Here is a 20,985-nt window from a genome sequence, read left to right as displayed (position 1 = left end):
GTTTGATTTTTTCATCTCACCAAACAAATAGACAATCGTCAAGTCGAAAATAGCTGGAAAAAAAAATTTCGGTAATTAAGTTATCCCGCTTGAATGTTTAGGTGTTTTTTTACGAGCTGAATTGCTGGAAATCAAGGATATCATTGATCAGCGAAAGAAGTATCTCAGAAGAGTTCATGGAAATTTCCGCATATTTACGCTGATCACTATTCAAACGAGTGTCCAGCAACAAACGAGTCAGGTTAATAATCGCATTCATAGGCGTTCGGATCTCATGACTCATGGTAGCGAGAAATTCTGACTTGGCTCTTGCTGCTGATTCCGCTGCATCCCTGGCCTGACGTAATTCTCTCTCGTTGTTCCGCAAGGCTTCTTCGGTTTGCCGCCGCAGTCTCACCTCTTTCAGTATACGCCAAGTCCAACAACTGAACAGGAAGAAAATAATTCCTGCTGCTACCACTATCGTAAAAAGAAGACGGTAATCAACACGATGTGTATATTGAACAGAAATCCAGCGATGATAGATGGCATCATGTTCACGCTTGGTAATCACATTCATTCCTTTTGCGAGAATACTGCGCAAAACAGGCTCTGTGTTGGTAACAGCCATACGCAGATTATAGGAATAGGATGTTTCACCTGCTACCCGGATTTGGGTGAGCCCGGTTTGACCGATATAATAGCTGGTCGGCAGGAGAGCACCAACAAAGGCAAAGGCTTTGCCTTGCGCCACCAATTGCAATGCCTCGGTAATGGTCTTCGCCGGAACCAGCTCGAATTGGGGGTAATCCCGTCGCAGCCATTCCTGAACCGCATATCCGTCCACTACAGCCACTTTTCCCCCCTCCAGAGCATCCAAATCCCCCAGATACGCTACCTTGGCGGCTGAAAAAATAGCCACCGGCAAAGAGAGATAGGAGGATTCGGTGAACAAAAAATGCTTTTTTCGTTCTTCAGTCTCAGCCATTGCGGGCAGCAGCAGGGCATCACCATCCTTTATCCGCTGCAAAGACTGCTGCCAGGATTCAACAGAAATCGGCTTAAATCGGACACGCAAAATTTCTTCCAGACGATGCAGGTAGTCGTAGGAAATACCCTGAGCATGACCTTGCTCATCAGTAAACTCAACCGGTGCCCAGGCAGGATCAAAAGAAAAAGGGATTATTGGGTGTGCAGCCAGCCATTGCTTTTCCTCAAGCGTGAAAAGAGGCTGACGGATATCCGCAGACCTACTGCCCAACCATTTTTTCCAAATCTTCTGTTTATCTTCTTCACTGAGAGAAAGATAGGCTTTATCCAGGATAGATTGCAGCAAAGGCAGATCCTGACGTACAAGGTAGGAATGTCCCTGAAGTTCTTCAATTCCACGGAACTGAGCATACCCTTTCACCTCAAGATTATTGAGATAGTAATTTCGCTGCATGTATTGCCCGCTGTGCAGTTCCTGAATAGCCGCATCAGCCTGTCCCCGAACTACCAATTGCAGCATATCCACGGCAGTATCAGTCATAACCAGGGTCGCATCCGGCAATTGCTCCTGGAGCACACGGTTCATGGCATAATCATGATACGAGGCAATACGTTTTTCCCGTAACGAAGCAAGATCACTGATGCTCTGATCATCAACACGGGCGAAAATTGCCATGTTCAACGGCATGGTTTTCGCAGAAAAGGTGAAGAGTCGGGCCCGTTCCTCAGTTTGTATCATGGCCATTGCAACCTCAATTCTTCCCTGTTCAGCCTGGTCCAGCACTTCAGAAACCTGGTCGGACAGAATAAAATCCGGAGTCAATCCGACCTGAGCACTGATTGCGCGTAGCAACTCTGGCATATAACCGGTAATCTTTCCTGAGCTATTATGAATAATATAGGGAGGAAGAGAAAATGAGCCGACCCGAAATACAGGATGTTGTGCAATCCAATCCCGTTCCTCTGAGGTCAAATTAAGAAAATCTGTTTGAATGCCTTGAACCGCAACCTGTTCTCCGAGCCAGCGGTTGAGAATCTGTTGTTTTTCCTGAGCAGAGATGGCCGATAAGCCCTTATTCAGGATGGACACCAGCTCTGGCCAGTCTTTTCGGATAGAAAAAACCACTGGCAGACGACTCTCAGGAATGATAGCGGCTATCCCAAAACCGGGCTGCACATTCTGCTTTCGCCAATATTCCAAAGTAATATTAGCATAAACAGCATCAACCTCTCTGTTCAGCAGGGCTGCTGCCAGGGCTTCATTATTTTTTAGTGCTATAGGAACAATTTCCTTATACCGATCCAATAACTCTTTTTCAACAGCAATACTTTCCGTATATCCGACACGCAGTCCCTTGAGATCAGAGAGCTGTTTAAAACGCCCTGTTTCATCTGAACGGACATAGAGACAATGGTAATGAGAAAAAAGAGGTTGGGTGAAACGAAAATATTTCCTGCGGGATTCTAAAGGAAAGCTCGGGCCAAGCCCGTCAATTTCATGTTTTCTGGCTCGGCGGATGACTTTGGGCCAGGGATCAACAGCCAGTTGGATATCAATACCCAGTTTTTTGTTAAGCAGAGAAAGATACTCCGGCAGGATACCGGCAAGTTGCTTTTCTCCCTGCGTTACCAGTACCGGGGGAAGATCCAGCGTATATCCCAAGGTTATCTGAGGATGCTGCTCCAGCCAGTGACGTTCTTCCGGAGAAAGTTCAACAGCATCTCCGTTTTTTGCCCAACCTGTGCTGATAAAAGAATTATTGAATAATGACAGGGTTAGTATAACAGCAAGATAAAAAAAATTATTTTTTAGTCTGCGGCTCAAGATAGTATACTTCCTCATTTTTTTTCAGGAGCCCATATTTTTCCCGAGCTACCTTTTCCAGGTAGTTCTTATCATGTAAGAGTTGATCTATTTCTTTTTCCAATGCTGCTTTTTCCAGGCGTAGCCTCTTATTCTCCTCAGCCAGTCTGTTTGACTTTTTTTCTATCTTGTAATATGAATACAGGCTGCATTGAGGGGCAAATAAGAGGAAAAAAAATCCTAAGAAAAAAACAGTCATCAGAATACGACGAAATGCTCTTTTTTCTCGTAAGCTGAGCCCGTTACTCTGCCTTCTTTTGGGCCGGTCTCGTATTTTTCTCTGCAATGTCTTTTGCGAATGTCATGTTTTAGTGTTCTGCCCCATCGTACTCCCGTTCTCCAGAAGGGAGAGGAGATTTTTATGAAAAAATGCCTTATCAGCAGTTGTCTGGTCGGTCTGTGTACCCGTTATGACGGACAGAGTAAACCCAGTGCGCACTGCCTGAGATATCTTGATAATTTTATATACATTCCTGTATGCCCTGAACAACTTGGTGGACTCCCCACGCCTCGTCCGGCTGCGGATCTGGTTGGGGGAGATGGAATGGATGTCCTGACTGGATTTGCCTCTGTTATCACACAGAACAAAGAGGATGTCACCAATGAATTTATTGCTGGTGCTGAAGCTGTCCTGAAAATTGCCAGGGACCAGGATATCCGCCTTGCCCTTCTTAAGGCCCGAAGCCCTTCCTGTGGAGTAAAAAAACTTGGTGTAACAGCAGCGTTGTTGGAATCACATGGCATTAAGCTCGTTGAATTTTAATACCTTGTACAAAAAATAGTCGTTGTAGCCCCCTTTTTATGTTCAATCATGTTCAGATCGTTCCTGTTCACTCTGTCCACTCTCTTTGCTTTCGTGTAAAGCAGTTCGTTTCTCGTCAATACGTAAAAGACGAATGACCAGGATACCCGCTTCATAGAGCAGATACAGTGGGCCACCCATCAAGGCCATATTCACTACATCAGGAGTGGGAGTGAGCAGGGCTGCCAAAATAGCAATGCCAAGCACAGCAAAACGACGGTTCTTTGTAAAGGTCTGATGGGAAAATATTCCTACCTGGGCTGAAAAGACCATAAAGACCGGCAGTTCAAAAATAGCGCCAAAGGCCAGGATAAAAACAGTCACAAAGCTAATAAAACGGCCAACAGAAATAACCGGTTTCATACTTTCAGACTGAAACCCGAGAAGAAATTCAACCCCATAGGGTAAGGTGATAAAATAGCAGAACAGGGTACCGCTGTAAAAAAGAAAGCAGGTGGCACAAACAAAGCCGAATAGTTTCTTTCCTGTTACTGCAAAGGGTTTTCCCATTGCCTTCCAAAACACAAACATCAGCAAGGGCATAAGGGTATACACAGCCCCGAAAAAAGCCACTTTGACATGGGCCAGAAAAGGCCCTGCCACAGAAAAAAAATAGAGCTTTTCCCGTAAATGTTCCTGAAATACGATAATGAGACCGCTGGAAAGAATAAAAATCGCAATGGTCAACAGGATAAGGCTGATACCCAGCATGCGAAGTGATTTCCGCAACTCTTCTAAAAAAATAACAAGATTAGTGTAATGTTGCACAAGGACCTTTGCTGATTAATTTACCGTTGAACGACCCGATCTATCAGTACTATTAAAGGCTGAAGAATACCTGAACGCGGATAATGAATAGACACAAAATTTGACCCCCAAAATACCAAGAAACGCCACTTACTATGTAGCAAACCTCACCGGTAAAAGCAATTGAATAGCGCCTGATTGACATAACCGTTGCTGAATATTGTCGGTCATGCTAAGACAATGAGCTTGCTGTATGCCTTCTTGTTCCAGCCTGCTGGAACAAGTGGAGCGTCCTTAATTATATAATTTATTTATCACCCAATAAATACCCAATAGATACTATACCCATGCTTGAATTACGTTTTATCCGGGAAAACATCGACCTTGTTCGAGAGAAATGCCTTTATCGGGGAATGAATACTGACCTGATTGAAAAATTTACAGCAATTGATGGTCAACGACTGTCCCTGCTGGCCGAAGTTGAGCAGCTCAAAAATCGGCGCAATACAGTTTCAAAAGAGATTGCTTCGCTCAAGAAGGCGGGTGAGCATGAGCAGGCTGAACCACTGATCACGGAAATGCGGGAGGTCTCTGAACGCATTAAAGAAATGGACAAGGAGCTGGCCGGAGTTCAGGAAAAACTTGAGCAGGTAGTCATGGCAATCCCTAATCTCTGTGATGATTCCGTGCCCCAAGGCACTGATGACAGTAACAATGTGGAGATTCGGACCTGGGGCAAAATCCCTGAATTTTCTTTTACACCCAAGCCCCATTGGGAGATTGGTGAGGACCAAGGCATCCTGGATTTTGAAACAGCTGCCAAATTATCAGGAGCACGTTTTTCTCTGCTCAAGGGTTTTGCCTCCAGGCTTTCCCGAACCCTGACCAATTTTTTTCTGGATCTCCACACCCAGAAGCACGGGTACACAGAAATGCTGCCTCCGTTTATGGTCAATTCCAAGGCCATGACCGGCACTGGCCAGTTACCCAAGTTTAAGGAAGACCTTTTCAAGATAGAGGACTGGGATCTCTGGCTGATCCCCACAGCCGAGGTTCCGCTGACCAATATTCACAGCGATGAAACCCTGACAGAAGCTGATCTCCCCCTGAAATATACAGCCTACACCCCTTGCTTCCGCTCTGAAGCTGGTTCTTATGGCAAAGATACCCGTGGCCTGATCCGTCAACATCAGTTTGACAAGGTGGAGCTGGTCAAATTTGCCACCCCAGAGACCTCTGCAGATGAGCTGGAATCCCTGCTGGCTGATGCTGAAGAAGTGTTGCAGTTGTTGGAGATACCGTATCGGGTGGTCTGCCTCTGTTCTGGTGATCTGGGTTTTTCTGCGACCAAGACCTATGATATTGAGGTTTGGTTGCCTGGCCAGAACACCTATCGGGAAATTTCCTCCTGCTCTAATTTTCTGGACTTTCAGGCCCGTCGGGCAGGTATCCGTTATCGTCCTGAGGGTGAGAAAAAGAGCCGCTTGGTCCACACCCTGAACGGTTCTGGCCTGGCTGTTGGCCGCGCTTTGCTGGCTATTCTGGAAAATTACCAGCAGGAAGACGGAACTGTCCAGGTGCCTACGGTGCTTGAACCCTATTTTACAGATCGGTTTTCGGAAGATTAGACAGAGGAGTCGAGTACAGCTTATGACATAGATTCCCCTCCCGGTCTGCGGGCAAGGTTGGGACCCGTTGATGTGCTGCAATATGTTTTGCCCTTGACAACAGATAAACAAATACAGTAGAAATTGGTCTATGTTTCACTGGGGGTGCTTTGGACAAAGCTGAGAGAGGTTCGTGCCTCAACCCTTGGAACCTGATGCGGTTCGTACCGTCGTAGGGATAGTGATGAAAGCCTCGCAGAAGTTCCTTTTTTGCCCTTCTTTCTTCCTCTCCCTGCATTTCTTGTGATTTTGTAATATTTCGAGTGGCGTAGAGGCGCCCCGGCGCTCGCCCTGTTATTAAAATGCTATTAAGATACAAGGGGAAACCTGTGTGTTTACTCTTATCACCACTTGAGAAATAAAGGGCAGACACGCAAATCTTCCCTTTATCTTGTTTATATTTTTATGCATATTATTCTAAACGGCGAAGAGACAGCAATCAGTGGCCCGACCCTGCTTGCAATGGTGAAGGAAAAGGGTTTTGCCCCGGACAGCGTGATTGCAGAAGTCAATTTACAGCTGATAAAAAAAGAGGACTGGGAGCAGACCGTCCTTGCTGAAGGCGATACAGTGGAATTGCTCAGTTTTGTAGGAGGAGGATGATGTCCACAATAAAAGCAGAAGATGATACCCTGTATTTTGGCGATGTGGCTTTTTCCAGCCGCCTGCTCACCGGGACCGGTAAATTTTCCTCGCGTGATATCATCGAACCCATGCTGGAGGCCAGCGGCTCCGAGTTGATCACTGTTGCCCTGCGCAGGGTTGATCCTAAGGCCAAGGAAAAGGACATTCTCCAGTACATTCCCAAGTCAGTGCGGATTCTGCCCAATACCTCGGGTGCCCGGACAGCTGATGAGGCTGTCCGCATCGCCCGGATTGCCCGTGAAGCAGGGTGCGGTGATTTTATCAAGATTGAGGTAATCACAGACATGAAGTATCTGCTGCCGGATAACGCAGGTACGCTCAAGGCCACCGAAATCCTGGCTCAGGAAGGCTTTATTGTCCTGCCCTATATGATGCCGGACATCACCGTGACCAAACAGCTCCACGATGCCGGGGCCGCTGCCATTATGCCGTTGGGCGCACCCATCGGAACCAATCGGGGGCTGGAGATGAAGCCAATGATCAAGCGGATTATTGAGATCAGCAAGGTGCCCGTGGTGGTGGATGCCGGAATCGGCAGACCTTCCCAGGCAGCTGAGGCCATGGAAATGGGTGCAGATGCGGTTCTGGTGAATACCGCTATTGCCACCAGTCATGATCCTATCGCTGCAGGCAAGGCCTTTGCCTTGGCTGTCCAGGCGGGTCGGATGGCTTATTTGGCGCAGATGGCTGGTAAAAGGACCTATGCGGAAGCCTCCTCACCTCTTACCGGATTCTTGAGGCCATAATATGTCCTTTCATGATGAAATCATTCGTCTGGATTCCTTTGATTTTGTGGAATATTTTCGTTCGGTGCGGCCCGAGGATGTGCGTAATTCCTTAGATCGGGATGAGCAGGACCAGTGCGACCTGCTCAACCTGCTCTCTCTGACAGCACAGGATTTTCTGGAGGAAATGGCGCAAAAGGCCCGCCAGATGACCCGTCAGTACTTTGGAAATATTATCAGCCTGTACGCACCCCTGTATATTTCGGATCATTGCTCCAACCTCTGTACCTATTGCGGTTTTAATGCGGGTGTGGATTTCCCTCGAACCAAGCTCTCTTTGGAAGAGATTGAGCGCGAGGCCGATGCCATTGCTGCCACTGGTATACGTCATATCCTCCTTCTTACAGGTGAAGCCCCGTCCCAGACCCCTCTGTCTTATCTCGAAGAGGCGGTTAAAATCATGAAAAAGTATTTTTCCTCTATTGCCCTGGAAATTTTCCCTATGGATGAGGAAGAGTACCAGGTGCTGTGCAAGGCCGGAGCAGATTCCCTGACAGTGTATCAGGAGGTTTATGATCGGGATATCTATAAAGAGGTTCATCCCAAGGGACGAAAGGCAGATTATAAGTACCGTTTGTTGACCCCGGAGCGGGGCGCAAAGACGGGCTTCAGGGCCTTGAATATCGGGGCACTGTATGGTTTGGGAGAACCCCGTAAAGAGGCCTGCATTGCAGCCTTGCATGCTCGATGGCTGGAGCAGGAGTTCCCGGATGTGGAGATTTCGCTGTCCCTGCCCCGGATGACCAGAGCCAAGGGGATTATTGAACCGAAGAATATTTTGTCCGATATTGATTTTGTCCAATTCATGCTGGCCTGGCGGCTTTTTATGCCCCGACTGGGTATCACTATTTCCACCCGTGAATCTGCAGAATTCCGGGATCGTTTGATCCATCTCGGTGCTACCCGTTTTTCCTCCGGTTCCAAGACCGGGGTTGGTGAGTATTCCCTGAAGGATCATGACGATGCCACGGTCCAATTTGAGGTGACCGATGATCGGAGCGTGGACGAGGTGGCGGAGATGATCCGGGAGAGTGGGTATCAACCGGTGTTTAAGGATTGGGAGTTGGTGTGATTCCGTATGATGAATTTGTCGTGATAGATATAATGACGCTGCCATGATACGTATGACGGCAGTGCCGTTATACTCGATACGGCAAAGTCGTTATACATATAACGGCGTAGGCATGATACCTATGATGACGCTGCCGTGATAGGTATCTTTTTGCAGTGGTATAGAGAGATGCGACGGCGATGGGCCAGAGCAGGCTGACATCTGTGCAATAACTGAACTTTATGTAAAATTAATTCCGGGAGACTGACATGAAAGCAGAATATTGTGTAGAGCCAACGGTAGGAGTGCATATTGATCCTGCTTCGGCAATGCCTGACAAGATGCCTCTTGATAACGCTGATGTTTGCATTGAGGTCGGCTCAGATAATCTGCTCAAGAAGGTTACGGTGATATATACAGGACTGCCGATAAAGCTTATTGAAAAAAAAGAGTCGAAAGGTAAAAGAACCGTAATAAACCCAAGTTATCCAGATGTTAATAACAGAGCCTTCAACGTAATGCGCTTTATCTATAATTATATTCAAGTGCAAACGGGAAGAACTGCTCTTGATATTGACAAGCTAACACAGATTGAGCCGACTATATCGCCTGAAACACGAGAGGAAGAAGAACATTGGAATAATTGCAATAAGATATACGAAACTATTTACTGTTCGGGGATCGAAAGCGTAGGTGTGGTCAGTTTCGACCAGTTAACAAAACAATTTAACCATGCGAATGCATACGCAAACTTTACAGATGCAAAGAACACTGATGACCCCATCAGTAAATATGAAAGGTTGTACAAGGTGGTCGAAAGTTTCTTTAACGGGAGAGGGGATCAATTCGATCAAAATGTAGCCGATTTCATGGTCGATTTTGATACCAATTTCGTGCCTGATCATTTTGGAGTCCTTAGAAAACTCAGAAACAGATGTATTCATTCAAAGGACAATAGGCACGTTACTTCGGGTGACCTTGATTTGCTGGGAGAGGTGACCGCCGCAACAGCAAAATTGGAACGAATAGCTGATCTGCTGCTTAAACACAAATAAATGACAGTAGACGAAATCATCACCTACCTCGGCCTTGCCCCCCACCCCACAGAAGGCGGCTATTATGCTCTCCCTCAGCATCTTGCACGTCAGACGAAAAAAGGATATTCTCAGCAGATAATTGGAGCATTTTAATGGATATTGCATATTCCGTAAAGGGAGTCCCGATCAGGCTTACTTACGAAAGATGGTATCATATCACAGAGAACCATGACGAACTGGCGAGTTATTTTCACGAGACTCTGAATGTTGTTGAAAAACCGGATATTATCATTCATGGAAATAACGGTAGCCTTAAAGCCGCAAAGAACTTCGGGAAGAAAAAGTGGTTGGTTGTGGTGTACCGAGAAGTTTCAAAAAATGATGGGTTTATTATAACAGCATATTTCCTGTCTACAAAACCCAAAGGAGAAATTATATGGCGACAAAGTTAATTCAGGATACCGACAAGTTCGTTGCACATTGTTTAGTCATGGCCCACGATATAATGAGACTTCAAGCTCGTAACACTTGGATTGATTATGACGAAGAAGCGGATGTTTTATATATGAGCTTCCGTAAACCGCAGCGAGCAAACAATACTGTTGAGATCAGTGAGGACGTGTTGCTCAGGAAAGATGATAATGAGATTGTTGGGATAACTATCATGAACGCAAGCACTCAAAAAAACGGTATAGCATTATAGCCCGTGCAGGGCGCATTCCCGCACCGACCGGCATGATCATCAGCTTCGACTGGGCCATGAATTAACCTCCGCGCGTTCACCATGATTTATTTCAACAACACCTATTCAAAACTTCCAGAAAGGTTTTTCAAGCGCAATAAGCCCGCCAATTTCCCTGACCCAACACTGTTGGCCTTTAATTCCGAGCTTGCCGCTGAGTTGGAAATTGCCGCTCCAGTTCCTGGAATGGAAACCGGAGCTGAAGAAAGTGTATACTCAGATGATGATCTCGCTCAAGTTTTTTCAGGCCAGAAAATTCTTCCCGGTTCAGAACCCTTATCCCAGGCTTATGCTGGCTTTCAATTTGGTCAACCAGTCCCGGAATTAGGAGACGGACGAGCCCATTATCTTGGAGAAACCAACGGGGTTGAATTGCAGCTCAAAGGTTCCGGGCGGACACCATTCGCCAGAAATGGAGACGGTCGTTCCTCACTTGGTCCGGTCATCAGAGAATACCTGGTGAGTGAAGCAATGGCGGCACTGGGAGTGCCGACCACTCGTGCCCTGGCAGCAGTGCGAACAGGGGAGGAAGTAATTCGCCAATTCGGTCCGGAACCGGGAGGAGTCTTTACCCGTGTTGCCCCCACGCATGTGAGGGTCGGCACGTTTCAATATTTTGCTTTTAAAAATGATTTAGAAGCCATAGAAATATTGCTTAAGTATGTTGTTGAGCGCTTCTATCCAGAACTTCAGAATTTACCAGTGGCCGATCAATGTATAGGGATGTTACAAATGCTTACGTGCAGGCAGGCGGAACTCATCGCACACTGGAAGTCACTGGGCTTCATTCATGGAGTGATGAACACTGATAACTTTTCAGTTATCGGGATTACAATCGACTATGGCCCTTGTGCCTTCATGGATCAATTTTCATACGATAAGGTATTCAGCTCCATTGATCGAGACGGCAGGTACAGCTACGCAAACCAAACAGCTATTGCCAAGTGGAACCTTTTCCGGCTGGCAGAATGTTTTGTTCCATTGATTCGAGATGATGAAGCGCAATCTATACAGCTCCTCACAACGGCTTTGGAAGGAAAAATGGAAATGCTCGATAAGGCTGAACACAAAGTGATGACTGCAAAATTGGGATTGCCACCAGGGGTTGAGCAGACGGAATTGGTTTACCTTTTTTTAGCGTATTGTGAAAATGAACAATTGGACTTCACCTTAGCTTTCAGAAATCTGCCAGAACTCTATTGCAATCAAACAGATTTTTTCCCGCAGACAACAGAGCTTTCTGCCTTCACTGAAAAATGGAAAGCGCATGAGCCGGATGTTGAACCATTGAATACTGTAAATCCGCTGATCATTCCCCGCAATCATCAGGTGGAACGGGTTATTCAGTCATGCTATCAGGGAAATGACGAGCCGTTTTTCCAGATGCTCGAAGCTGGGAAAAAACCATTTGAGAAAAATGAGGCACTTGCTGAGTTCGCCATACCACCTAAGAAAAATGAAATTGTGAGACAGACATACTGTGGGACCTAAGACTGTTATGCACTGGCGAAGAAACTGAGCGGGATTTACTGCTTGAGAATGGTAAAATGAGAAGTTCATATATTAGTATGGCACGAAAACTCATCAGCTTCGGCTGGGCCATGAAAAAGCTCCTGCGGAGCAATGCCAATTTTGACATTCTCAGGAAGGTTTTCTGAGCGAACTCCAGAATGTCCAGAGGTGTACACCTGACCTTTTTTTAAGAATTATTTCATGCTCAATCATATAACAATCCTCAGATCAGTTGCGGTACTGCTCGTCCTTATATTCCACTTCAATAGTAACATCCTGAAATCTGGCTATATTGGAGTTGATATTTTCTTTGTTATATCAGGGTATCTCATCTCTTTAATATCTTTAAAAAGGATTAAAGATGTAAAAAGTTTAAAGCAATTCTATATAAAGAGAATAATGCGGATATATCCGGCAGTTCTCTTTGTTTCTCTTACAGTGATGTTTTTTCTTTCCCTGATTGAATATCTTGAGCTGGAAACATTACAGATGTTTAGAGATACGATGGTCTTTACGTCAAACTTTAAGGCAGAATCAATCAACTTAGATTATTTTGGAGACAATAAAAATAATTACTTGCTGCATTTATGGAGCATTTCTATAGAGCTGCAGTTCTATCTGATTTTTCCATTATTAATGTTAAGCAAGAAAACAAAGGAAAATATCTTTCCTATTGCAATAGGGTTGGTAATTCTCTCCATGTTCATTCTTTCATCAGACTTAAGTTATTATAATTCATTGGGAAGAATGTTAGCATTTAGCTCTGGAATAGTAGCTTATCTGGTAAATAATAAGGTCAAGAAAAATAACTCCATATTTTTTATAGCATTATTTTCTCTGGTAGTATTGAGCTTTATTGATATGGAGGTAACAACATATCCAAACCGATACAATGTTTTCGTGGTATTATTCACGATGATAGCACTTCTTTTTGGTAAAATCGGAGACGAGAAAATATACAAGCCATTCATATTAACTGGCTTGATATCGTATTCTTTGTATTTATGGCATTATCCTTTGTTTTTGTTTTTTTCGCATTGGCATATTCAAAACAATGTTTTCAACATAAGCATACTGATAGTTATTTTATTTATATTGTCATCATTTTCATACGCTGCGATAGAGAAGAAATTTACATCAAAGAACTATGGGAATTATACATTTCTATCAATTATACTTCCTTTGGTGTTTTCTATAGCAATAGTGTATTATAAGAAAAACCAGACAATTAATATCCCAATTGTTAACTCTCTTTATAAAAAAATTACCCTGAATCCTTTATTGTATCGTTCAGAACTAGCAAATTTAATAATAGGAAATCAATATCAACGTTGTTTGAACAGTAAAGGAAAACTATTAACAAACTGTTCCAGTACAAAAATAAATGATAAGACTAAAACCGCTTTGGTATTGGGCAATTCTTTTGTTCGTAGTGGAGGGCTTGTTTTTATTGATAAAATTACAGCGCACTATAATATAAAATCTGATTTTTATTATGTATTCGGAGACAATATAAAGACTGAAAAGCTGTATCAAACTATTATGGAAGAGAAATATGACTATTTGATACTCTATTATCCGTGGCTGGGTGTAAATAAAGACAATCTGGTTGAAGAATATAAAGAACTCTCCAAACATACCCAAATTGTATTTATAAAAGGAGCGAAGTATAATAAAGCAATAGATAAAAAACAATTATTCAGATTTAATAATCTTTTTGTAAATGATACTAATAGTGCATTTCAATGTATAGCGCAAAAACCGTTTACTACAGATCAAGGATATGAAGCTATTGACAGTGTTCTTAAAGAATTAAACGCGAAAAGTATAAATATTTATGACCTTCAAAGAAATAAAGAAGGTGAATATATATGCTCTCATGACGGCATTGCTTTATTCCTTGATACTTTTCATATAAATAACTATGCAGGCGACTTTTTTGCAAAACGATTTATTAAGGCTGATTCAGGACGAGATATTTTTAACTAATTAAATCTGTTTAAGGAAATTACAAGATTCCTGGAAACTTCACGCTACAGAATAATTCCCATGACTCCGAACGATATTATCAACCTCCTCGGCCTTGAACCACATCCCACAGAAGGCGGCTATTTCCGTAGAACTTACGAATCTAACCTGTCTTGCAACACGGAAAACGGTAGCAGAATGCTGCTGACCTCCATTTATTATATGCTGACACAGGATAATCCGGGCGGATTTCTACATAGAAACAAATCTGACATCCTTCATTATCACCACCTCGGCGCATCCATCAAGTACACCCTTACTTCCCCGGAGGGTGTGCTTTCTGAGAAGATTCTCGGCCCCGATATCGCCAACGGAGAAAATTTGCAATTGTTAGTGCCAGGCGGTTGGTGGAAGGCATCCCGGATTTGCGACGGAGATTACGCCTTAATCAGCGAGGCTGTCTCGCCGGGTTTTGAATATGCGGATAATGAAATTGCCACAGAACAGCAAATTCAGCAATTTTTCCCAGATATAAAGCCGCTACTGGATGCATTTATCAAACAGGGGGAAAGACTGGAGGTAGAGCATGGCACTCAAAAATGATCATTATACATATCGGGTTACGTGGTCAGAGGACGATAATGAATATGTAGGCTTATGTTCAGAATTTCCGAGCCTGAGCTGGCTAGCGGAAACACAGGAATCCGCTTTACAAGGTATCAGAAATGTCGTTGCAGAGGTTGTTCAGGATATGCAGGCCAACAACGAATCGGTCCCCGAACCAATAGCTGTTAAACGTTTCAGCGGAAAATTTATGGTTCGTGTTCCCCCGGACGTGCATAGAAATCTTGCCCTTAAAGCAGCGGAAGCCGGTGTGAGTCTGAATCGATTGGCGAGTTCGAAATTAAGCCGATGAGGTGCTAAGGTGCTGAGTATTTCGGCACAGATAATCTCTACCTATCAGCCGGATACAGAACAATATCAGAAAAGTAATTGATCCTGATGTCAGGCCCGATCAGGTACTTTGTAAGAAAGAACGTCCTGAATGGGATGCGGATAAAACTTCACGCAGGGCATTCATTGCAGAAAAATTTCGTATTCTGCTACTGATTGGTGATGACTATAACGGCTTTACTTTCTTGAGAAAAGTCAGTCCTATAGAGCGAAAAAAACGACAGTATTGGGGCAGACAGTGGATTCTGATCAGCAATCCTGTGCATGTCAGCTGGAAGACAGCATTGTACGGGCATGATTACAGCCTGACGGATGAAGAAGAAATATCAATTACTCCGAACAACAACACAATAATCCTGACAAATTCATACAGATGACCAAACAGAACCTAACCCTTGACCTTCTTCGGCAAGAAGCCGGGCAATTCGCTGCAACTGAATCCGCACACAGTGAGCCTATTTTGTACGGGGTAACTGACGGCAAGGCGGTCGGCACATATTTAGAGCATAAATTTCAGTGTCATCTTGCTGAAAAATATAAATATGTTTGCGGTTCCTCTGCCAGGGGAATTGATTTTCCCGAACTGGCTGTTGATATTAAGGTAACGAGCATAAAACAGCCCCAGTCCTCCTGTCCTTTTCGGTATGCACTACAAAAGATCTACGGTCTTGGATATGCCCTGCTTGTTTTCGTGTATGAAAAATTTGATGACAACAAGCTGAAAACCGGCAGGTTGTATATACATCATGCTGTGTTTGTTGATCAATCCAGAACCGCTGATTTCCAGACCACATCAGGATTACGGAAGATCATTGAGAATAACGGAAATACAGACGATATTATTGCATTCTTTGCAGAACGTCTGCTCCCGGTTGATAACATTCAGGCTTTGGAGCTAGCTGAAAAAGTCATAAGAAATCCACCTGAACTCGGCTATCTAACCATTTCAAACGCTTTACAATGGCGGCTGCAATATAGCCGGGTGATTCAGGAAGCAGGTGTTGTTCCGGGAATAGCCAAGGTGTACTGATGGCGGGACAACGGAAAACAGAATTCGGAGACTTTCAGACGCCCGATGTATTAGCTGATCAAGTGGCAAAACTTATTCAGACAGTGTTTCCGGCACCGGATATGATTGTCGAACCGACATGCGGATTGGGCAGTTTTGTGCAGTCCTGCATTGCTGTATGGAAGACAGGAGCTTCATATCACGGGTTTGACATCAACCCTGGCTATATTGATACATGTAGGAGGAATATTGTGCCTGAAGCGGACTGTCATTTTGAAACGGCTGACTTTTTTCTACAAAATTGGCGGCATTTTTTTTCTACGGAAAAAAAAAGAATATTGGTCATCGGGAATCCGCCGTGGGTAACCAATTCGGCCTTGGGAGTAATAAAAGGTGGCAATCTGCCAAAAAAAAACAATTTCCAAGAGTTAAAAGGGTTTGCCGCAAAAACAGGCAAGGCGAACTTTGATATTGCAGAATGGATGTTGATCAATCTGCTTGAAAGTCTGCAGCAGCATCGTTCAGCCTGTGTTGCTATGCTGTGCAAGACTGCGACCGCCCGAAAAGCCCTGAAACATGCCTGGGCATCGCAATGGAATCTTTCCGACTCCTCCCTGCATCGTATTGATGCCAAAAAATATTTTAATGTTGCTGTAGACGCCTGCCTGTTTGTAACGTTTATTTCTCTGGAAAAAAGGACAGATCATGCTGCTGTGTATCAGGACGTATCTTATGAAAAGAAGCTGTCCCGTTTCGGTTTGCACGGCAGGGAGCTTATTGCGAACATAGACGATTATAAAAAATACTCTCGTATTGAGGGGAGCAGCAGCTATACCTGGCGGTCAGGTATTAAGCATGATGCGGCAAAGGTAATGGAATTGACCATAAAAGAAGGAAAGCTGATCAACGGGTTTCATGAGACCGTTGCAATAGAGGATAACTATCTTTATCCTTTGCTGAAGTCATCCGATCTCGGAAACAATCGTGCAGAACCTCGAAAATTTCTTCTCGTAACCCAGCAAGCACCATCTGACAGTACCGGAAAAATACGGGAGAATGCTCCTGAGACATGGGCATATCTGGAAAAATATTCATCAATTCTTGATGGTCGTAAAAGCAGTATTTATAAGAAACGGGACCGATTTTCAATTTTTGGTATAGGAAAATACAGCTTTACCCCTTGGAAAGTGGCTATTTCTGCTTTGTATAAAAAGCTCGTCTTTGTTCCGGTAGGCAATATTGAAGGGAAACCAATTATGGTTGACGATACCTGCTATTTTATTCCCTGCGGTTCTGAACAGGAAGCAGTTCTTCTTGCAGAATTGCTGAACAGTGAAGAGTCCCGACGTTTTTTACACGCATTGATTTTTTTCGATGCCAAACGACCGGTCAACGTGGATATTCTGAAAAGAATAGATATCGGAAAGCTGGCTGATTTTACGGGAATGAAAGAAAAATTTACGGAATATTGCTCATCTTGCGTACAGGCATCATCACCGCAGCAACTGACAATATTTTAATGGCAGCACGACTCCCTAAGACTGAAGGTGGAGCATGACACTCCACAGCGTTTGGGCTTATAACCCGGAAAATTCATGGGCTGTACTGATCACGGTCTATCGGCCTGATCCTGAACGGTGGATTGACTGGAAAACAAGGGTGAAAAAATGATGCCATTTAAAGAATGTCCCGTATGCGGCGGCGAGCTGGAGAAGAAACAGGTAAAAAAACTGCTTCAAGGAGGCGGCAATACGGTTTCCATGAAAGTATCTGCCGAAGTCTGTCTTCGTTGCGGTGAACGGTTATATACTGAAGAAGCGGTGCAAACCTTCGAGTTGATCAGAAATAAATTGCGAGAGCAGGAGTTCAGTTGTTTTAAAGCTGTTGGAACTTCCTTTACGGTCGGTTCCAACTGGCCTGATAAATCTGTTCAGCCAACTGCTTAACTTGGCTGAAGTCGCTAACAAATCAATAAAACATTATGAATCACACCAGACTACTTGACGCAAACATTAATCGTTCCGCCGAAGGACTGCGGGTTCTGGAAGACATTGCCCGTTTCAGTCTTGATGACCAAAAACTTTCTGCAGCTATTCGCAGCCTGCGGCATAGGGTACGAGACCTCTTTAAAGGACGTGAGCACTCTCTGTTGGCGGCAAGGGATTCCGGTGGTGACGTGGGCCAGACCACCTCGCAGCTGGATACAAGCTCGGATCAGCGAAGCGGAATAAAGGAAACAGTGCTGTCCAATTTCAAGCGGGTTCAGGAGGCAGCCAGAAGCATTGAGGAAATCCTTAAAACGCAGGGAGAATATACACAGGGAAAGCAGATTGAAGAACTGCGTTTTTCCGTGTATGCACTTGAGGCGGAATTGATGTCCTCTTTCAGCCGTCAGCTGCCTGCTGGAATTTACGGTATTTTGGGTGAAAAATTTTCCCAGGGGCGCAGTAATGTGCAGGTGGCGCAAGAGATGGTGGATGCCGGAGTCTCTGTGCTACAGTACCGGGAGAAACTCAAGGACAAGAGCATTAAGGCTGTTTATGAGGAATGCGTAACTATTCGCCAGATTACCCGCGATGCAGGTGTGCCCTTTATCATCAACGATTATGCCGATATCGCGCTGATGGTGGAGGCGGATGGTGTCCACCAGGGGCAGGATGATATCCCGATCAAGGCCCTGCGCAAGATTGCCCCGGACATGCTCCTGGGTTGCTCGACCCATTCTTCGGAACAGGCTCAACAGGCCATTGCAGATGGGGCTGATTATATCGGAGTAGGACCGATTTTCACAACTCAGACCAAGGAAGATGTCTGTGATGCTGTGGGGCTGGAATATCTGGAATATGTTGCAAAGAATCACGTTATCCCCTTTGTGGCTATTGGCGGCATTAAGCGTCATAATTTGCCGCAGGTGCTGGAACGCGGAGCCAAAACGGTTTGCCTGGTCACCGAGATTATCGGAGCCAGGGATATCAAAAAACGAATCAGAGAAATACAGGAAATTTTTACATCAGGAGAAGAGATATGAGAGAATATACCACCCAAATGGATGCGGCTGGCAAGGGGATACTTACCCCGCAGATGGCCGATGTGTTAGAGAACGAGTCTATTTCTCAAGACCTGCTTATGGAGCGGGTTGCCAAGGGCCATATTGCTATCCCGGCCAACCGTAATCATACCAATTTACGTGGTGGTGGCGTTGGTGAAGGATTGACAACCAAGATCAATGTCAACCTGGGCGTGTCCAAGGATGTCTGCTCTTTTGATGGCGAGATGAATAAAGCCGAGCTGGCTTTGAAATTCAAAGCTGATGCAATCATGGATCTCAGTGTTTCCGGTGATACAGAGGGCTTTAGAAAGCGTCTGGTCAAGGATGTTCCCGTGATGATTGGCACTGTGCCCATCTATGATACCCTGACCCGAACCGGCAAGGCCACAGAAGATCTCACCATAGAAGATTGGTTCAAGACCGTAGAGATTCATGCAGAAAACGGCATTGATTTTATCACCATCCATGCCGGTCTGACCAGTAAATGCGTGCAGAGTATTACTACCAACCCCCGCCTTTGTGGCATTGTCAGCCGGGGCGGCTCTATCCTGTTTGAGTGGATCAAGAAGACCGGGACAGAAAATCCTTTTTATGAGCATTTTGACCGTTTACTGGACATCTGTGAAAAACACGATGTCTGCATCAGCTTAGGCGATGGTCTGCGACCTGGTGCTATCAAGGATTCCACTGACGCCCCGCAGATTGAGGAGCTGATCACCCTGGGTGAGCTGACCAAGCGGGCCTGGGAACGCAAGGTTCAGGTAATGATTGAAGGACCTGGTCATGTTCCCCTGCATGAGGTGGAAATGAACATGAAGCTCCAGAAAAAACTCTGCCATAATGCACCGTTTTATGTGCTTGGCCCCTTGGTCACTGATATCGCACCTGGCTATGACCATATCACCTCAGCCATTGGCGGGGCCCTGGCAGCCATGCACGGGGCAGACTTTCTTTGCTATGTTACGCCAGCAGAGCATCTGCGCCTGCCTTCAGCTGATGATGTCAAAGAAGGAATCATTGCTTCCAAGATTGCGGCCCATGCTGGCGATCTGGCCAAAGGTATTCCTGGTGCTATTGACCGTGACAATGCCATGAGCAAGGCTCGGGGTACGTTGGATTGGGATGGTCAGTTTGCCCAGGCCCTTGATCCGGAAAAGGCTCAGGCCTATCGTGATTCTTCCAAGCCCAAAGACGGTGATGTCTGCACTATGTGTGGGGATTTCTGTGCAATGAAGCGCGTGGAAGGGTTACTGTAGTTTTTTGAGACGGAAGGGCCAGCTACAACCCAATAACAGATCCATTCCTCCCTGTTACTCCTTGCCCTTCCTGCCTTTTCATTGCCCGGCGATAAGAAAAAAAGTCCTGATGACACATAGTGCAGATTCCTGTTGCCGTAATATGGCTGCTGAGCAGTCCGGCTTCTTCTAACTGCCAGCGACTGATTTCCCAAAAATCAAAATGATTCTTTGCATCCCCCCATTGCTGGAAAGATGCTGGAAGCTCTTGCTGATAATTATTAAATTCCGCACAACACGGTCCCAAAGAAGGACTGATAACGGCCTGTAGATTTTCCGGGGAAATATTGAATTTCTTCTGCATTACCACAATGGTTTTCGCGATAATATTAGCCACACTTCCCCGCCAGCCGTTATGGATTGCAGCAATAGCCCTTTGTTTGGGATCATGGAGCAGCACGGCCTGACAATCAGCCTGCTGGATAAGCAAGCCCACCCCGCTTTGCCCAGTGATCAGGGCATCGGCTCCTTGATACTCATGATCAGTGCTTAGACCTTCCACAAGGACAATCTGATCTCCATGTACCTGCACAGCCGAGGCCAGATATTGTACATTCAGCTGTTGTTTCACCTTTTCTCTGTTTTCCCGGACAGCTTCGGGATCGTCACCAACGCCGAAGCTGAGGTTCAGGCCCGTATACGGTGGTTGACTGACACCTCCTTGGCGGGTGAACATGGCGTGCGGTGCGGTGATATGAGGGGTGGTATAAAAGAGCAGATCAGTGTCCATTTGTTGTTTTGCCGCGTTCAAGCTCTTGTTGAATATTTTTGATCTGATAATTTCCTATCTGACATATCCCTCTGGTACCACTTAAATAGCTGGAACACCTGGATGAAAATGCTCTTCTATTAACTCCCTTAAGTCCTTTTCTCTCCTTATTTTACGCAT

Annotated in this window: 21 protein-coding genes and 1 riboswitch; of the genes, 17 read left to right on the top strand and 4 right to left on the bottom strand. The window is 45.1% G+C overall.

Translation table 11 applies throughout. The annotated features are described in order from the left end of the window. Nucleotides 1–109: 109 nt before the first annotated feature. A complete protein-coding gene (locus L2082_RS11810) occupies nucleotides 110–2,794 on the bottom strand; it encodes a transporter substrate-binding domain-containing protein (protein WP_446011781.1) in 2,685 nt (894 codons plus the stop codon). Continuing rightward, nucleotides 2,772–3,032: an FtsB family cell division protein gene (locus tag L2082_RS11805; protein WP_446009401.1), complete on the bottom strand. Its 261-nt coding sequence runs from the start codon at nucleotides 3,030–3,032 to the stop codon at nucleotides 2,772–2,774. Before L2082_RS11805 ends, L2082_RS11810 begins: the two co-directional genes overlap by 23 nt. Nucleotides 3,033–3,194: 162 nt before the next feature. Here L2082_RS11805 and L2082_RS11800 point away from each other — a divergent pair, with 162 nt between their 5' ends. Next, nucleotides 3,195–3,596 carry a DUF523 domain-containing protein gene (locus tag L2082_RS11800; RefSeq protein WP_446009402.1) on the top strand — a complete coding sequence of 134 codons (402 nt, stop codon included), beginning with the start codon at nucleotides 3,195–3,197 and terminating at the stop codon, nucleotides 3,594–3,596. A 42-nt stretch (nucleotides 3,597–3,638) separates the two neighbouring features. On the opposite strand, the gene tatC is transcribed toward L2082_RS11800, so the two are convergent. Next, the gene (gene tatC, locus L2082_RS11795; RefSeq protein WP_446009403.1) at nucleotides 3,639–4,403 is read right to left on the bottom strand and encodes a twin-arginine translocase subunit TatC; all 765 of its coding nucleotides are present in this window, start codon (nucleotides 4,401–4,403) and stop codon (nucleotides 3,639–3,641) included. Between the two features lie 326 nt (nucleotides 4,404–4,729). Here tatC and serS point away from each other — a divergent pair, with 326 nt between their 5' ends. The 16 genes from serS to thiC all read left to right on the top strand — a co-directional run bounded on the left by serS (nucleotide 4,730) and on the right by thiC (nucleotide 20,057). After that, the gene (serS, locus tag L2082_RS11790) at nucleotides 4,730–6,010 is read left to right on the top strand and encodes a serine--tRNA ligase (RefSeq protein ID WP_446009404.1); all 1,281 of its coding nucleotides are present in this window, start codon (nucleotides 4,730–4,732) and stop codon (nucleotides 6,008–6,010) included. A gap of 130 nt (nucleotides 6,011–6,140) precedes the next feature. Next, nucleotides 6,141–6,246, top strand: a riboswitch (TPP riboswitch). 208 nt (nucleotides 6,247–6,454) lie between these two features. After that, nucleotides 6,455–6,652 (top strand): sulfur carrier protein ThiS, encoded by a 198-nt coding sequence (gene thiS / locus L2082_RS11785; RefSeq protein WP_446009405.1) that lies wholly within the window; start codon nucleotides 6,455–6,457, stop codon nucleotides 6,650–6,652. Continuing rightward, nucleotides 6,652–7,440 (top strand): HisA/HisF-related TIM barrel protein, encoded by a 789-nt coding sequence (locus tag L2082_RS11780; RefSeq protein ID WP_446011780.1) that lies wholly within the window; start codon nucleotides 6,652–6,654, stop codon nucleotides 7,438–7,440. Before thiS ends, L2082_RS11780 begins: the two co-directional genes overlap by 1 nt. Nucleotide 7,441: 1 nt before the next feature. Further along, on the top strand, nucleotides 7,442–8,551 hold the full coding sequence (gene thiH / locus L2082_RS11775) for a 2-iminoacetate synthase ThiH (protein WP_446009407.1): 1,110 nt from the start codon (nucleotides 7,442–7,444) through the stop codon (nucleotides 8,549–8,551). A 248-nt stretch (nucleotides 8,552–8,799) separates the two neighbouring features. Beyond that, on the top strand, nucleotides 8,800–9,585 hold the full coding sequence (locus L2082_RS11770) for a hypothetical protein (protein ID WP_446009408.1): 786 nt from the start codon (nucleotides 8,800–8,802) through the stop codon (nucleotides 9,583–9,585). Nucleotides 9,586–9,719: 134 nt separating this feature from the next. Further along, nucleotides 9,720–10,019, top strand: coding sequence for a hypothetical protein (locus tag L2082_RS11765; RefSeq protein ID WP_446009409.1), 300 nt, complete (start codon nucleotides 9,720–9,722; stop codon nucleotides 10,017–10,019). Next, nucleotides 10,004–10,270: a DUF2283 domain-containing protein gene (locus L2082_RS11760; RefSeq protein ID WP_446009410.1), complete on the top strand. Its 267-nt coding sequence runs from the start codon at nucleotides 10,004–10,006 to the stop codon at nucleotides 10,268–10,270. The genes L2082_RS11765 and L2082_RS11760 overlap by 16 nt, the downstream gene beginning before the upstream one ends. Nucleotides 10,271–10,351: 81 nt before the next feature. Further along, nucleotides 10,352–11,800 carry a protein adenylyltransferase SelO gene (locus L2082_RS11755; RefSeq protein ID WP_446009411.1) on the top strand — a complete coding sequence of 483 codons (1,449 nt, stop codon included), beginning with the start codon at nucleotides 10,352–10,354 and terminating at the stop codon, nucleotides 11,798–11,800. 222 nt (nucleotides 11,801–12,022) lie between these two features. After that, nucleotides 12,023–13,810 carry an acyltransferase family protein gene (locus tag L2082_RS11750; protein ID WP_446011779.1) on the top strand — a complete coding sequence of 596 codons (1,788 nt, stop codon included), beginning with the start codon at nucleotides 12,023–12,025 and terminating at the stop codon, nucleotides 13,808–13,810. Nucleotides 13,811–13,870: 60 nt separating this feature from the next. Further along, nucleotides 13,871–14,392 (top strand): cupin domain-containing protein, encoded by a 522-nt coding sequence (locus L2082_RS11745; RefSeq protein ID WP_446009932.1) that lies wholly within the window; start codon nucleotides 13,871–13,873, stop codon nucleotides 14,390–14,392. Then, a complete protein-coding gene (locus L2082_RS11740) occupies nucleotides 14,376–14,705 on the top strand; it encodes a type II toxin-antitoxin system HicB family antitoxin (RefSeq protein WP_446009931.1) in 330 nt (109 codons plus the stop codon). The genes L2082_RS11745 and L2082_RS11740 overlap by 17 nt, the downstream gene beginning before the upstream one ends. A 411-nt stretch (nucleotides 14,706–15,116) precedes the next feature. Then, complete coding sequence (locus tag L2082_RS11735; RefSeq protein ID WP_446009930.1) at nucleotides 15,117–15,773, top strand: restriction endonuclease; 657 nt, start codon at nucleotides 15,117–15,119, stop codon at nucleotides 15,771–15,773. Next, nucleotides 15,773–17,272 (top strand): N-6 DNA methylase, encoded by a 1,500-nt coding sequence (locus L2082_RS11730; RefSeq protein ID WP_446009929.1) that lies wholly within the window; start codon nucleotides 15,773–15,775, stop codon nucleotides 17,270–17,272. Before L2082_RS11735 ends, L2082_RS11730 begins: the two co-directional genes overlap by 1 nt. A 147-nt stretch (nucleotides 17,273–17,419) precedes the next feature. Next, nucleotides 17,420–17,698 (top strand): YgiT-type zinc finger protein, encoded by a 279-nt coding sequence (locus tag L2082_RS11725; protein ID WP_446009928.1) that lies wholly within the window; start codon nucleotides 17,420–17,422, stop codon nucleotides 17,696–17,698. Nucleotides 17,699–17,733: 35 nt separating this feature from the next. Continuing rightward, nucleotides 17,734–18,780, top strand: a complete 1,047-nt coding sequence (gene thiE / locus L2082_RS11720) for a thiamine phosphate synthase (RefSeq protein ID WP_446009927.1) — start codon at nucleotides 17,734–17,736, stop codon at nucleotides 18,778–18,780. Further along, entirely contained in the window at nucleotides 18,777–20,057 is a 1,281-nt protein-coding gene (gene thiC, locus L2082_RS11715; protein WP_446009926.1) for a phosphomethylpyrimidine synthase ThiC, read from the top strand. The genes thiE and thiC overlap by 4 nt, the downstream gene beginning before the upstream one ends. Before the next feature lie 22 nt (nucleotides 20,058–20,079). Here the strand turns inward: thiC and pgeF are convergent, their stop codons facing one another. Continuing rightward, nucleotides 20,080–20,826 carry a peptidoglycan editing factor PgeF gene (gene pgeF / locus L2082_RS11710; RefSeq protein WP_446009925.1) on the bottom strand — a complete coding sequence of 249 codons (747 nt, stop codon included), beginning with the start codon at nucleotides 20,824–20,826 and terminating at the stop codon, nucleotides 20,080–20,082. Nucleotides 20,827–20,985: the final 159 nt, after the last annotated feature.

Source organism: Candidatus Electrothrix sp., assembly GCF_052785085.1.
Note: the sequence above shows the minus strand (reverse complement) of the source record. Positions and strands in the feature narration are given on the sequence as shown.